The organism is Candidatus Paceibacterota bacterium, from assembly GCA_035452965.1.
Classification (GTDB): Bacteria; Verrucomicrobiota; Verrucomicrobiia; order Limisphaerales; family UBA8199; genus UBA8199.
Window position 1 is genome coordinate 140,390 of the sequence record DAOTCE010000003.1, and the last position, 14,710, is coordinate 155,099.

Below are 14,710 nucleotides of genomic sequence, written 5' to 3' on the forward strand. Positions count from 1 at the left end.
TCCGTTGACAATAGGCCCGTGGAACCTAAAATTACAGCGAAACTGTGTAGTGCACTGTCTAGGAGCAAATATGAAAGAAACTCGAAATTTACTAAAGAGGTTGGCAGTCTGCGGGCTCGCGCTCGCGATGGTTTCCACGTTGTCGGCTCAACCGGTGACTCAAGGTGTGGCGAAGGTCGTTCGCCTTAAAGGCGCGGCCCGCTACAAGAACGGCGGCAGCGACTGGCAGCAGCTCAAAGCCGGAGATGTCGTCAAACCCGGCATGCTCATTCAGACTGCGGACAAGTCCCGCTGCGACATCGCCTTGGGAGACGGCTCGCCGCCGGTGGCCCGGCCGGTCGCCAACGAAGCCTTGGCCTACCAACCCGCAGTCGAGCAGAACCTGGTCCGTATCTGGGAGAATACCTTGCTGGGCATCGACAAGCTGACGGAGACCAAGACCGGGGCGGATGTGGTCAGCGAGACGCAACTGGACTTGCGAGCCGGCCATATCTTCGGAATGGTGAAGAAGATGTCCGCTGCCTCGAAGTATGAGGTGAAGATTCCCAATGGCGTGGCCGGCATTCGCGGAACCGTTTACGACATCAGTGCGGAAGGAATCGTAAAGGTTCTGTCCGGTTCAGTCGTGCTGGCGCACGTTGCCCCCGATGGGACGGTAACGACGCAGCTCATCATGGGCCTCCAGGAATTTGACGCCCCGAAGAACGTGCTGAAGCCCTTGTCAGACCCAGACAAGTCGGGCATGCAGCGCATGATGAGACAGCTGCCTGCGGGGATTATTCCGCCAATTACGCCGATCTCTAACGACAAGACCATCGACTACGTCTCGCCGCACTAGCAGGCGAAAAGAGCCGGCGGTTGCCGGCCCGCTCAATCTGCCAAACCAGAGCAGCCTTGTGTTGCTCTGGTTTTTTGTTTAATTCAGCGCAGTGAAGCGGAAGCCCGTCACACCCATCCCTGCGTTGATCGCGTTCGGCATCATCGTCCTGGTCGGCAGCCTGCGCTGGTGCCAGTTGGGTTTCTTCGAGGGCCTCGAGCGCATGACCTACGACATGCGCGTGCGGCAAGCCTTCAAGCACGCGCCCACCACCGCGACGAACCTTGGTTTCGTGGCAATTGAGGATGCCAGCGCTGCCTTTATGCGGACCAACCAGGTGCCCGGCTATCAATGTGACTTCCCATGGCCGCGGCAGGTTTACGGTCGGCTAATCGAGGAACTCGCGGCCCAAGGCGCCCGGGCAATTGCCTTGGATCTCATCTTCGGCGAACTGCGTCCCGACGATATGCCGGTTCAAATGGCGGACGGCAGGCTTTTGGATTCGGACGCCTTCCTCGCTCTCCAAATGCAGCGCGCGCGCAACGTCATTCTCGCGGTTCCCGCCGACCTCACTCCGCCAGCGCTGTTCCTGACCAACGCGCTGGCCTTGGGCGACATCTCAACGCAGAAGGACTCGCCCGACGGCGTGTTACGGCGAGCACAGGCGTTTCGCCCCTATCGGAAGTGGCATTTCGCTTTTCGGCAGGTCGAGGCGGCTCCGGGTTTCGGAGTGGATCTGCGCCGGGCGCGGGTGGAACCCGGCCGAGTGGTGCTGTGTCGTCGTAATGGCGACGATATCATCGTGCCGCTCGATGAGGATGGCAATTTTGACCTGACCGATTTCGGCGGGGAGAAACTCCCGCCGGGCGTAGCGCCAAAGGCAAAGCCATTCACAGAAGGGCGCCATTGGCACATGGGTATCGTGCTGGCCGCCCAGGAGCTGGGCCTTGACCTGGACAAGGCTGAGGTTGACCTCGCAGGTGGAAAGATCACGCTGCAAGGCGCTGGCGGTGTCTCACGCGTCGTCCCGGTTGACGGAAAGGGCTACTTCTATATTGACTGGGCTTTGCCGCCCAACCATCCGCAGCTCACGCAGGAGGCGATCCATAGCATCCTGTGGCAGGATCGCCTGCGCCTGGAGGGCCGCACGACTGATCTGAAGAGCCTGTGGCAAGGCAAGTTAATCGTGGTCGGATCGAGCGCGACGGGGAACAACTTGACTGATCAGGGGGCAACGCCGCTGCGGGAGCACACCCTGCTGGTCAGCCAGCATTGGAATGTGGCAAATTCGATCATCGTCGGGCGATTCATCCGGCGGGCGTCAATGGGAGTCGAGTTGGGACTGGTTGGATTGTTCGGCATCGTGGCCGCATTGCTCGCCTGGCGGCTGCGCGTTCTGGTTGCCTCAGTGCTGGTGGCCTCCGTAGCGGTGGTTTACATCGCGTTGAGCTTTGTCGTCTATGTGCAGGCCCGGTTTTGGCTGCCGCTGGTGTTTCCCGTGGCCGGTTCTCTCCTTCTGACGCATCTGGGCATTGTTACCTGGCGGGTGGTATTCGAGCAGGCCGAACGCCGGCGGGTGAAGTCCATCTTCTCGAAGATCGTTTCTCCCAAGATCGTGAATGAACTGCTCGACGCCGAGACACTTTCGCTCGTCGGCGCGCGGCGCGAAATCACTGTGTTCTTTGCCGACGTGCGTGGATTCACGGAATTGACCGACTCAAGCCAGGAGCGGATTGCCGAATACGTGCGGGAGAACAACTTGACCGGCGCGGAGGCCGAAGCCTGCTTCGACGAACAGGCCAAGGAAACACTTGGCACGATCAATCTGTACCTGGGCGTGGTGGCTGACACGGTCATTAAACACGACGGGACCTTGGACAAGTTCATTGGCGACTGCGTCATGGCGTTTTGGGGCGCCCCGACGCCCAGTTCAAAACACGCGCTGGCGTGTGTGCGCGCGGCCATCGAAGGGCAACGGGCGATCTACCAGTTGAACCAGCAACGATCGGCGGAAAACCGGAAACGCGAATCCGAAAACATGGCCCTCGCCTCGGCCGGGCTGCCTCAGAAGCCCCTGCTGCCGATACTGCTTTTGGGCAGCGGCATCAACACGGGGATGGCGACTGTCGGATTGATGGGCTCTGCCGCCGAGATGCAGAACTACACGGTTTTCGGCCGGGAGGTCAATCTGGCCAGCCGTCTCGAAAGCGCGTCGGGGCGGGGGCGCATCTTCATTGGGCAGACCACTTATGAACACCTGCGGCGCGATGACCCCGCTTTGGCCGCGACCTGCGTCGAACTGCCACCGCGAGAACTCAAAGGCTTCCGCGCGGCGGTGAAGGTCTATGAAGTTCTCTGGCGTCCGCAAGGTGTGCCGCCCCCGGAAGAGGGTTCTTTTAACGCAGCGCCAGCCGATACGACCTCTTCCACCGGTTTTATTCAACCAGGGGGCGGGTGAGCACCAGGCGCTGGTTCTTTTTCCTGCTCGCTATCCGTTGAGTTTCTGGCAGGCTATGCAGGATGCGTACGGCAATCTATCCGGGAAGTTTTGATCCCATTACCAACGGTCATCTGGATGTCCTGCAACGGGCAACCAAGTTGTTCGACCGGGTGATTGTGGCGGTGGCCAAGAGCGAAAGCAAGCATCCACTCTTCTCGCTGGAGGAGCGCGTGCAGATGGTTGCGCGCGCGATCCGGCACTTGCCAAACGTGGAGGCCGACTCGTTCGAAGGATTGCTGGTGACCTACGTAGAACGTCGCTCCGCCCAGGCGGTGGTCCGAGGCTTGCGGGCGGTGTCGGACTTTGAATTTGAATTTCAGCTGGCCTTGATGAATCGTAGGTTGAACGAACGAATCGAAACGATATTCATGATGCCTAAGGACACCTACACCTTCCTCAGTTCGCGGATTGTGAAGGAGATGGCGCAACTGGGAGGAGACGTTAGTGCCTTTGTGCCGGCGCATGTGCGGGCAGCCTTGGCCGGCAAGTTCCGCCAGAAGCCGGCTTAATCAGAGTTTGTATGCCGTTGATCGTCAATCTTCGCCATTTAGAGGCGCACAACGCCCGCCTCCGGGGTGAGTTGCCTGTGGCGGAGCTGGATATTGACACCCGTGATGAGGTGATTCGGCTGGCCTGCCCGCTCGAGCATGACCTGGAGGTGCAGAAGTTGGACAAGGGGCTCCTGGTGCAGGGCCGTTTGCGGCTGATTCTGGAATGCCAGTGCGTCCGGTGTCTCAAACAATTCCAATACCACCTGGAGCTGGACGACTGGACCTGCCATTTGCCGCTGCAAGGGGAAGATCGCGTGGCGGTGACTAACGACTGCGTGGACTTGACGCCCTCCGTCCGGGAAGATATTCTCCTTGAATTTCCGCGACATCCGCTATGTAACCCGGGATGTAACGGGTTGCCAGCAACGTCAATTAGTAAGTCAAAACGCATTAGCGGCACCGGCAAGACCGAAGTGGATCGGTCAACCTGGGCCGAGCTGAACAAATTGAAACTCTAGAGAATTATGGGTGTTCCCAAACGAAAACCGTCACGAAGCCGCCAACGCATGCGCCGCGCGTACAACAGCGCGCTGACGCTGCCGCAACTTGGCACCTGTCCGCAATGCGCTGCGCCATACGTGCCGCATCGAGTATGTCCCGCTTGCGGCTATTACAAGGGGCGCCAAGTGATTACGGTGACTGCCGGGACCTGAACCTGACACGCTAAAGGCGCAAAGCGGGATTCCTACTGCTTCCGGTCCCCTTTATGCGAATCGCAGTGGACGTCATGGGTGGCGACCATGGTTGCGGAGTGGTCATCGAGGGGGCCAAGCGCGCGCTGCAGGCTGACTCGAGGATCATAGCGCTTTACCTGGTCGGCAACCGAAGCGAAATCCACGCCGCCTTGCCGCGGCGCGGGTTTCGTGACCATCGTGTGCGGGTGGTCCATGCCAGCGAAGTTCTGACGATGGCCGAAAAGCCGGCCGCAGCCCTGAGGCGGAAGAGAGATTGCTCGATCGCCCGCGCAATGGAACTGGTGCGCGAGGGCAAAGTTGACGCCGTGATTTCTCCGGGCAACACGGGTGGCATCTTCGCCGCCGCGACCTTCAAGCTGGGCCGAATCGCCGGCGTTGACCGGGGCGGCATCGCCACTGTCATTCCCACTCCGGATCACGATTTCGTCCTGCTCGATTCCGGAGCTAACATAGAGTGCAAACCCCTGCACCTGGCCCAGTTCGCTGTGATGGGCAGCATCTACTCGCGGGAGATTCTTGGCTATAAGAACCCAAGGGTCGGCATTCTGAGCATTGGCACGGAAGATAGCAAAGGCAACGAATTGACGTTGGAGGCGTTCAAACTGTGCCGGCTGCTGGACTTGAATTTCATCGGCAACGTGGAGGGCCATGACTTGTTCAAGAATCGAGTAGACGTGGTCATCTGCGACGGATTCGTTGGCAATATCGTGCTAAAGACGTGCGAGAGCCTGGCGATGGCGATGTTCTCAATGCTCAAACGAGAATTGAAGGCGAACCCCCGGCGCCAACTCGGCGCCTTGCTGGCTCAAAATGCTTTCCGCACCATCAAACGTCGCATGGATCCGGAAGGGTTTGGCGGCGCCCCGCTGTTGGGTTTCAATGGCACAGTTATGAAAGCTCACGGATCAGCCCGCGAACGCGCGATCGCCAATGCCATCCATGTCACCGCCGAAAACGTTCATCATCAAGTGAACCAGATCATCGCCCGCGAAATAGTGCGCGCGAATGAGCGGCTGGCCGCGGACGAAACAGCGAGCGTGGCTTTGCTGTCACCAAACTAGCCTTCCTATGCCAGACCAGCGGAGACGATCTGGAGCCAGCGCCTGGAGGCGGGCGATTTGAGCGCGCGCCACTATTTCTGCCGGCCCTGGCTGATCACGCCCGCCGGCCCCTTAGAATTGCTCAAACGATGCCAGTTGCCAAAATGAGTCTATCACACACGCCTAAATTCAAAAACCCGCGGGCCAAATTCAATTTCCAGGGCCGAACCTGCTCCATCAGCGGAGTGGGCTCCTACGTGCCCGCCAAAGTGCTTACCAATGCGGAACTGGAAAAACTGGTGGATACATCCGACGAGTGGATCACGACGCGCACGGGCATAAAAGAACGCCGGATCGCTGCAAAGAACGAGTTTACTTCCGACCTCGGCGCGCAGGCTGCTTTACGGGCCATGCATCAGGCGGGAGTCAGCGCGGAGCAGATTGATCTGATCATCGTAGCGACCATTACGCCTGACATGCCCTTCCCGTCAACCGCCTGCATGATACAGAAGAAGATTGGCGCTCACCGGGCCGCCGGCTTCGACCTGGAAGCAGCGTGTTCGGGCTTCATCTACGGGCTGGAGATCGCGCAACAGTTTATCATGTCGCGCACCTACGACACGGTGTTGGTGGTGGGCGCGGAGAAACTCTCATCAATTGTTGACTGGAAGGATCGCAACACTTGCGTGCTGTTCGGCGATGGCGCGGGCGCCGCTATTCTACAGAATCGCCCCAACGCGCACGGTTTGCTCACTGCGGTGATGGGGGCCGACGGGAGGAAGTCGGACTTGCTTTTTATGGCGGGCGGCGGCAGTCGTTGCCCCGCGACTCAGGAATCAGTTGCCGCCCGGATGCATTACCTCCGAATGGAGGGGAAGGAGACTTTCAAGTGCGCAGTGCAAGCGATGCAGACGGCCGCAGTGGAGGTGCTGCGCCGCTGTGAGATCGACATCTCGCGCATCAAGTGCATCATCCCGCACCAGGCCAACCGCCGGATTATTGATGCCGTGGCCGACCGCATCGGGGCCAAGCCGGAACAGCTCTTCATCAATCTCCACAAGTATGGGAACACTTCTGCGGCTTCAGTGGCCATCGCCTTGGACGAAGCGGTGGCAACGGGACGTGTGCAACGGGGCGACTTAATCCTGATAATTGTGTTCGGCGCGGGCCTTACATGGGGCGCGGCAGTTATTGAATGGTAGAGACTTATAGTCACGGTTTACGGGGCTAATTTGACGATTTTTGGGGCCATGTTATCCTGATACAGTTGTATGAGTGCGAGAAGAATTGCAGGTGCCGGCTCACTGGATCAAATTACTGTTGAAGCGCGGCAGACCCGCTTGTCTCTCTCACCCAATTCGGTAGTTATCCACAAGGGCGGCATAGAGTTTCGCAGCGCCACACCATTCTCGGAGTGGACGGAAATGACCATGACACTCCAATCGCCTGGCGACGGAGGCAGGGTTCACTGCACGGGGGTTGTTATTTCCTGCACCGGCAGCAAACACACCGGCTTTCACATCTCAATGGTTCTGACTGGTTTATCGAGGCAGGCACAGGCGCGCCTGAGCGCGATGGCCCACGCGTCTCTGGAGTACTAGTGGAATTACCGTGGGGGAGGGGGCTGCGCGCGGCAGCGGGGGCTGGCGAAGTAAGGCTTCCAACTTTTCACTGTTGGTTTTTCAATTCCATTGGTTACCCTGCCGGATATGGAAATATTTCATCGCATTCTGAAAACCGCTGTTGATGGGGGTTCCTCGGACGTTCATCTTAAGATCGGGACTCCAGTCATCTTCCGCATCAACCGGCAACTGATTGCAATCGAGTGCCCGTTCCCAACTGAGGAATGGATGAACAATGTCGTGCAGCAAATCACGCCGGCTCATTTGCGCAAGCGCGTGGAGCAGGAACGAGAAGCGGACTTTTCCTATTACGTGCCCGGCATCGGACGGTTTCGCACCAATCTATTTCAGCAGCGTGGTCAATGGTGCCTGGCGATGCGCTATGTGAAGACGCGTGTGCCCAGTTTTGAGGAACTGGGTTTGCTTGAACAGATCCGGACGATCGCGGAATCCCCGCGTGGCATTGTTCTTCTGGCCGGTTCCACCGGCTGCGGCAAGTCCACCACGCTGGCCGCAATGATTGAGCACATCAACGCCAATTTCAAGAAGCACATCGTTACCCTGGAAGACCCGATCGAATACGTATTTGAGGACAACCAATGCGTGATCGAGCAGCGCGAGGTCGGACTGGACACCCTTTCCTTCCATCATGCGCTGAAACACGTTCTGCGCCAGGACCCGGATATTATCATGGTCGGCGAAATGCGTGATTCGATCAGCTTCACCTCGGCCATGAGCGCAGCCGACACCGGCCATCTGGTGCTCTCCACCTTGCACACGACCAATGCCTCCCAGTCCATCAGCCGCATTCTCGACTTCTTCAAGGCCGACGAGCGCGAGCAGATTCGCCGCCAGCTCGCCGGTACTATGCAGGCGGTGATCTGCCAGCGCATGGTGAATACGTTGGCGGGCAGCATGACGCCCGCCCTGGAGATCATGATCAACACACCCACGGTCAGGAAGCTGATTGAGGAGAACCGCCTCGACAAGCTGGCTGCTGCCATTGAGACCGGCACCGAAGATGGGATGATCAACTTCAATCAAGCGTTGTTCAACCTTGTGAAGCAGGGAAAGGTCAGCGAACAGGAAGCCCTGAATAAGGCCACCAATCCGCAGGCGTTGGAAATGAACTTCAAAGGAATCTTCCTGGATGAAGGGCGGAGGATCCTGAGTTAATACCGCAATCCACTACCACAGTCCGTTATTCCGGGACCGAATCACCGCACCAGAGAGAAGTGAAGCGGTGTCCATTTTCTGGACAGCTGTGGTGCCCGAGCACAACTGTCGTCCTAGCCCTCCACAACCTGAAGTGCCGGTGTGGCAATGCCGTGACACCCGTGACATCCCAGTGTGTATCCCATGGGGATCGCTCCCCATGGGATACACACCGTAGTCCCGCCGGATTGGCGCCGTGCCATCGCTGAAGCCGGCTTGGGCGCAGGGTGCATAAGGCCTTGCGGACGAGCGGAACCGGTAGTTGGAGCGGCAGTCGGTGGGCTTGGCCGGAAACGGGCCCGGCCTACGGCGCAGGTCTCGAGCCCATCCGCCAGGTGAGACCATTCTAACCGGTACTCGCCAGGCTGGATTCTGCGCCAGGGGCAGGCAATACGTTGGTGGATTTGCGCCATTACGCAGTTGAACGAGAAGTGGTTCTTTCGACAGAGGCCTCCAAACCTGGTTGACTAGGGCAGTCAGAGGACTCAGCTTACCGCTATGGTCAGGCAGTTCTGCCCATTCAACTCGGATACGCTCGACGCGGGCGGCAGACAAATGGAGGTTTCCGTGTCCGCATGTCCGGACGATGCGAACGAAGTCGCGGGGAGCGGCACCGGACAGCCGGCTCGGCTCCGCGTCTGGCTCCTGGCGGGGCTGCTCGCATCGCTCGCAGGGTCAGCGGTCGCGCAGAGTTCCGGCCAGAACGGCTATTTGATTGAGAGCTGGGCCAGCGAGCGCGGTCTGCCGCAGAACATGGTGACGGGCCTTGCCCAAACGCCAGATGGTTACCTTTGGGTCAGCACCCTGGACGGACTGGCCCGGTTCGACGGAATGCGCTTCCGAATCTACAAGGCGGGCAACACGCCGGCATTGGGGAGCGGGCGCATCCGATTTCTCTTTCCGAGCCGGCGTGGTGGATTCTGGCTGACCACGCAGGAGGGGGGGGCAATCAGGTTTGACAACGGGCGGTTCAGCGCCCTTGCCCTGCCCGAGTCGCAGGGTCCCCGCCCGGCCATTAGTCAGGTTGCCGAAGACGACGCCAACGGGCTTTGGCTCTCGACAGAAGAGGGCAAGGCTGCCCGCTTGGCCGATGGGAAATACTCCACGATCTCCACGAATTGGGACCCAAGTGGCAAGACGGCGTTCCAAGTGCGGGCGGACCTTCGCGGCCGGCTCCTGGCAGTGACGGACACCGCGGTTTACCACGTGAACGGAACGGAGCTGGTTCCGGCGCTGGAGGGCAAGCGGGGCGAGCTGGCGGTTCACTGTCCCAGCCGGGGTGGGGGATGGTGGGTCAGCACCGGCGGCCAGGTTCGGCTGTGGCGGGATGGGCAGTGGCTCAAGACGGTTCAAGGGCCGGGCCTGCCGGTTGACTCCATCCGGAGCGCCCTGGAGGATCGCAACGGGCGGCTCTGGCTGGGCACCTGGGGCCAAGGCCTGTTCCGTTGCGATACCAACCAGAGCCCGCTGCAGCTCACCAAGCAAGATGGTCTGAGCAGCGATTTCGTGCGGGTCCTGTGCGAAGACACCGAGGGCAATCTCTGGGCTGGTACGGAAGGGGCCGGGTTGAGCCGGCTGCGCGCACCGTTGTTTACGGTGTATGGCCTGGCGGAAGGGCTCTCATGGGAGTGGATCACCAGCGTGAGCGAGGGGCCGACCGGCGACCTGTGGGTGGGCACCGACGGCTACGGGCTTAACCAGCTCCAAAACGACATGATCCGGCCTGCCAGAGACGAACCGGTGGTGACGCCCCAGCACGTAATGGTGGCCCTTGCGGACCGCCGGGGACACATTTGGTTGGGCACCCGCCAAGGGGGGCTCTACGAATGGAAAGAAGGAGCCGCTAAGAGAGTGAGCGGTTTCCCGGCGAAGACCTCTCGTGTGCGATCCCTGTTTGAGGATTCTCAAGGAGCCATCTGGGTAGGCCGGCATGACACCGACGAGCTGGTCAGAGTCCACGATGGAGCGGTGAGCACCATCGCGCTGCCCAAGTCGCTCGTGCCAGTTGATGTGCGAGTCATGGCGGAGGATGAAAGCGGCGCGCTCTGGATTGGCACGGATGGCAAGGGCTTGTTGTGCTGGAAAGAAGGGAAGTTCAAGCGCTACTCGCGGGAGGAGGGACTGAGCAGCGACTTGATCTGGGCCTTGCAACCGGAAGCCGACGGCGCGCTCTGGATCGGCACGTTCGGAGGCGGTTTGACAAGGCTGAAGAACGGGCACGTGGCGACGTGCGCCACCCGACAGGGGCTGGCGGACGACGTGATTTGCCACATTGCCGACGATGGGCGGGGACAGTACTGGCTGGGTTCCCATCAGGGGGTTTTCCGGGTGAACAAGAATGAACTGAACCAGTTTGCCAACGGCACCATCAGCCAAATCCACTCCGTGGGCTATGGCAAGTCAGACGGCCTGCCCACGCTGGAGTGCAAAGGGGGCTTTCAACCAGCCGGCTGCCGCGGGCGGGACGGGCGGCTGTGGTTTCCGACCATGGGAGGCGTGGTCGTGGTGGACCCGGTGGACGCGAGCACCGGCAGCCCGGTGCCGCCCGTGTACGTGGAGGAGGTTTTCGTGGACGGTCAACTCTTCGGGCCGGAGCGATGGCGCATCGCGGAGAGGCGATCGGGCAACGGGAACGCTCGACCAACAGTGGCGGCGATCCGGTCTTCGCGCCCGGCCTTGAGTTTTCCGGCGGGCAGCCGCCGGTTCGAGTTTCATTGCGCCGGGGTGAGCCTGGGGGCGCCGGAGCAGTTGCGTTTCCGCCACAAGCTGGAGGGTGTGGATGCCGACTGGGTGGACACGGGTGCCCGGCGCGAGGCCAGCTACACCCGCCTGCCGCACGGCGCTTATACGTTTCGCGTGCAGGCCCGCAATCGGGAAGGCATCTGGAGCCAGCCCGGTGATCTGGTCGCATTCCGGGTGCTGCCCTTCCTCTGGCAGACCTGGTGGTTCCTCAGTTTGTTCCTGGTGACGTTCGGGGGCACAGTGGGTTGGGGGGTAGGGGTGGCTCTCCGGCGGCGGCACCAGCGCCATCTCCGGCTGGTGGAGCAGCTCCACGCAGCCGAGCGGGAGCGGACACGGATCGCACGTGACATTCACGACGATCTGGGCAGTAGCCTGACGGAGATTAGCCTTTTGGGGGCGCTGGCCGTGCGGGAGTCCACCCCGCCGGGCGAGGCGCGTGAACAGGTCGCCCGGATGATGACACGGGCCGAGGAGCTGACCCGGAAGCTCGACGAGACGGTATGGGCCGTGAACCCCAAAAACGATTCCCTGCGGCACCTGGCGACCTACCTGTGCAACCTGGCGAAGGAATTTCTGGAGCCGACGCCTATTCGCTGCCGGCTGGACGTGCCGCCGGACCTGCCGGATGTGCCGCTGACCACCGAAGTCCGGCATAACGTGTTTCTGGCGACCAAGGAAGCGCTCAACAATGCCGTGCGCCATTCCGGAGCGAGCGAGATTCGGTTGCGCATGGCGGTCGGCGGCGGCGTTCTGGCGCTCGCGGTCGCGGACAACGGTCGGGGTTTCCACCAGGAGGCAAATCAAAGCGCAAGGAACGGGCTGCGGAACATGGCGGAACGAATGGAGGAGATCGGCGGGCGCTTGCAAGTGCGCAGCGCCGCCGGGCAAGGCACCACCGTCGCGCTGGAGCTGCCGCTGCCGGGCCCGGTGGAGGGGGGGGAGAGCTTGCGCGCCACTCAATTGGGGGATGCTACCGGCGGACCGACCGTCTAGATTGACAACGTATGTCCATTGCTGTGGCCCTTGTCGAGGACAACCCGGAAATCCGGCGCAACCTTTCGCGCTACATTGACGGGGCGCCCGGGTTTCGCTGCGCCTGCGTGTGCGCCTCGGGCGAGGAGGCCCTGCGCACGATCCCGCAATCGCCGCCCGATGTGGTGCTGATGGACATCCAGATGCCCGGAATGAGCGGCATCGCCTGCACCGCCGCGCTCAAGAAGTTGCTGCCAAGGGTGCCGGTGATGATGCTCACGGTGTATGAGGACAACGACGCGATCTTCAATGCCCTTAAGGCGGGGGCGACCGGCTACCTCCTGAAACGGAGCGCGCCGGCCAAACTCCTGGAATCCATCAAGGAGTTGCATGGCGGCGGCGCGCCCATGACCAGCGAGATCGCGCGGCGGGTGATCGCCTCCTTCCACAAAGAGAAACCCGAGTCGCACCCGCAGGATAAACTGACCCGGCGGGAAGAGGAAATTCTGGAGTGCCTGGCCAAGGGCTACGTCACCAAGGAAATTGCCGACAAGCTATCGGTCAGCTACGACACGGTGCGCTACCACTTGAAGCACATTTACGATAAGCTGCACGTCCACTCCCGAACCGAGGCCGTGATCAAGTACCTGGGATAGAGAGCTACTGAGCCAGCAGGCGGTAAAATCCGCGGGGCGCGCCCGCCGGGGGGGAATGCGACAACGGCGTGGCGCACCAGAAGTTGGAACTGTTGTTGGAGTTGGTAAAGGCCAGCGCGTCGGTCCAGGAAACCAAATCCGGGGCGCACCGCAGCTTGTAGCGGCGGCCCACGATCGTGGCCGCCTCGATCCGGAAGACGCCGTTGGAAAGCCAGCCAGGACCCAAGATGGGGTTGACCGGGCCAATCGGACTGGTCACTGCGTGGCCGTAATAGAGAACCCGATCCAGCGCGTCATCGTGCAGCGCGAAACCAGTCTTTACATCCGTGCTGTTGTAATTGTGGACACCGGACTGGCATTCCTGCGGGCCGTTGGTGAGGATTTCGGCGTCCGACTTGGCGCTGGGGCGCAGCACGGCGATGTGGCCGGAGCCAACGGCTTCCTTTAACGAGGCAACCACCAGCTCGCCGGCATTGGCGAGGTGCTGTGCGTCGGTGGCGCGGGGGATGGCGTACCAGCCGCTGTTCTGGTTGGTCACCAGCCAAACCGCCTGGTTGTTCGCCAGGTTGAGATCCAGGGCGTCCGGTTGGCGCAGGAGGTAAACGTCCAGCACGCAAGCCACGGCGGCGGCAAAGGCGCTGCAGTGGCTGGCGGTGCCAACGGTCATGTTCGGCCCGCTGCCACCGGGGGCGCCCGTTAGCCAGTTTACACTCTTGCCGTTGTCCCAGTAACGTTCGACCTCCAGGGAGTCGAGGAATGCCGAGAGCGCGTGGCCCTGTTCGGTGACGTTGGTCGAGCCGACAGTGAGGGTGCCGCTGGTCGCGGGCGCGAGTCCCGCCCCGATGTCCGAAGCGGACGCGGTGAGCGTGTAAGCCCCCGGGAGGGCCACAACCAGATCGTCGAAGGTCGCGCGCCCATAGGCGTCGCTGGCCACGGTGGTGGTGCCGCTGGCGAAGGCGGCGGTATTGAGCGTGACGGTGATGGGCACGCCGTTGGAGGGAACAAAGAAGCCCGTGTCATTCTGGATTTGGACTGCCGTGCTGGTCATGGCGGCCCCTGCGGTTCCAGCCCTGGGCGCCGCCGTGAACACCAGCCGGGTGGCGGGCGGGATGTTGCCCACTGGCGTCACTTCCTCCCACGTTGGCCCCACACGCAGGGCGTCTGCGACGAAAGAGCCGGCGAGCGGGCCGCTGACCCGGAGGTAGAGACGGTCCAGGCTGGTGACGGCGATGCCCGTGCTGGAGGCGTCCGCCAGGGCGGGCTCGCTGCCACCCGGGGAGGGATTCAGGTAGAGGGAGGCGCGGCCAGCAGTGAACTCGTATTTCAATACCACCAAGTGGACTGTGTTCAGCGCGAGCACCGGCGAGGCAAAGACAGTAGTACTGCCGTTCTTGGCCCGAACGCCCAGGTTGTAGCCGCCCGTGGCGCTTCTGACGTAAAGGTCGCAGGGATCGAAGGCCGGGCCGTTAGGGAGCACGACACTGGGCGGCAGCAGCCCCATGACATACGAACTGAGAGTAACCGCGGAAAAATCAATGAGGAAGGAGAACCAGACGCTGCCGCCGGCGGCGGTAGTGTCGAGAGGCCGCAAGGTTACGATGGCGTAAGGGGAACTGCCCTGCGTCACACTGACCGCGCGTCCGGCAGGGGAGGTGTCCGCCAGATTGGTATAGGTCAGACCGCCCTCGATTACCGCGATCAAGTTAGTGGGAGACGTCCAGGGCAGGTTGGTGCCGAGGGTCCCGGGAGGATAATTGAAGCCATCCTGCAAGTAGAGCGCAGCCTGGGTGTTCCAGGCGACCAGCAGGCTGGTGCCGAGGGCCAGGCGCCAGCATCGGGCGGCCCGCCGGCGGGCAGCTGCGAGAGTGGAGGGGTTGCGTTGCATCGGTCAGAATCGCTG

11 protein-coding genes are annotated in these 14,710 nt (G+C 61.3%); 10 read left to right on the forward strand and 1 reads right to left on the reverse strand.

The genetic code is table 11. The features are described 5' to 3' along the window. Nucleotides 1-70: 70 nt before the first annotated feature. The 10 genes from P5205_04470 (at nucleotide 71) to P5205_04515 (ending at nucleotide 12,810) form a co-directional block, all read left to right on the forward strand. On the forward strand, nucleotides 71-838 hold the full coding sequence (locus P5205_04470) for a FecR family protein (GenBank protein HSA09605.1): 768 nt from the start codon (nucleotides 71-73) through the stop codon (nucleotides 836-838). A gap of 91 nt (nucleotides 839-929) precedes the next feature. Further along, the gene (locus tag P5205_04475) at nucleotides 930-3,275 is read left to right on the forward strand and encodes an adenylate/guanylate cyclase domain-containing protein (protein HSA09606.1); all 2,346 of its coding nucleotides are present in this window, start codon (nucleotides 930-932) and stop codon (nucleotides 3,273-3,275) included. A gap of 62 nt (nucleotides 3,276-3,337) precedes the next feature. Next, on the forward strand, nucleotides 3,338-3,826 hold the full coding sequence (gene coaD / locus P5205_04480) for a pantetheine-phosphate adenylyltransferase (protein HSA09607.1): 489 nt from the start codon (nucleotides 3,338-3,340) through the stop codon (nucleotides 3,824-3,826). Nucleotides 3,827-3,837: 11 nt separating this feature from the next. Further along, entirely contained in the window at nucleotides 3,838-4,326 is a 489-nt protein-coding gene (locus tag P5205_04485; GenBank protein HSA09608.1) for a YceD family protein, read from the forward strand. A 6-nt stretch (nucleotides 4,327-4,332) separates the two neighbouring features. Continuing rightward, nucleotides 4,333-4,521 carry a 50S ribosomal protein L32 gene (rpmF, locus tag P5205_04490; protein HSA09609.1) on the forward strand — a complete coding sequence of 63 codons (189 nt, stop codon included), beginning with the start codon at nucleotides 4,333-4,335 and terminating at the stop codon, nucleotides 4,519-4,521. Nucleotides 4,522-4,574: 53 nt separating this feature from the next. Then, nucleotides 4,575-5,624, forward strand: coding sequence for a phosphate acyltransferase PlsX (plsX, locus tag P5205_04495; GenBank protein HSA09610.1), 1,050 nt, complete (start codon nucleotides 4,575-4,577; stop codon nucleotides 5,622-5,624). 143 nt (nucleotides 5,625-5,767) lie between these two features. Beyond that, entirely contained in the window at nucleotides 5,768-6,805 is a 1,038-nt protein-coding gene (locus tag P5205_04500; GenBank protein HSA09611.1) for a beta-ketoacyl-ACP synthase III, read from the forward strand. A gap of 507 nt (nucleotides 6,806-7,312) precedes the next feature. Beyond that, nucleotides 7,313-8,401: a PilT/PilU family type 4a pilus ATPase gene (locus tag P5205_04505; GenBank protein HSA09612.1), complete on the forward strand. Its 1,089-nt coding sequence runs from the start codon at nucleotides 7,313-7,315 to the stop codon at nucleotides 8,399-8,401. A 537-nt stretch (nucleotides 8,402-8,938) separates the two neighbouring features. After that, nucleotides 8,939-12,175, forward strand: coding sequence for a two-component regulator propeller domain-containing protein (locus P5205_04510; protein ID HSA09613.1), 3,237 nt, complete (start codon nucleotides 8,939-8,941; stop codon nucleotides 12,173-12,175). Nucleotides 12,176-12,186: 11 nt separating this feature from the next. Beyond that, the gene (locus P5205_04515; protein HSA09614.1) at nucleotides 12,187-12,810 is read left to right on the forward strand and encodes a response regulator transcription factor; all 624 of its coding nucleotides are present in this window, start codon (nucleotides 12,187-12,189) and stop codon (nucleotides 12,808-12,810) included. Between the two features lie 4 nt (nucleotides 12,811-12,814). Here P5205_04515 and P5205_04520 read toward each other — a convergent pair whose 3' ends face one another. Beyond that, nucleotides 12,815-14,695, reverse strand: a complete 1,881-nt coding sequence (locus P5205_04520) for a hypothetical protein (GenBank protein ID HSA09615.1) — start codon at nucleotides 14,693-14,695, stop codon at nucleotides 12,815-12,817. Between the last annotated feature and the right edge of the window lie 15 nt (nucleotides 14,696-14,710).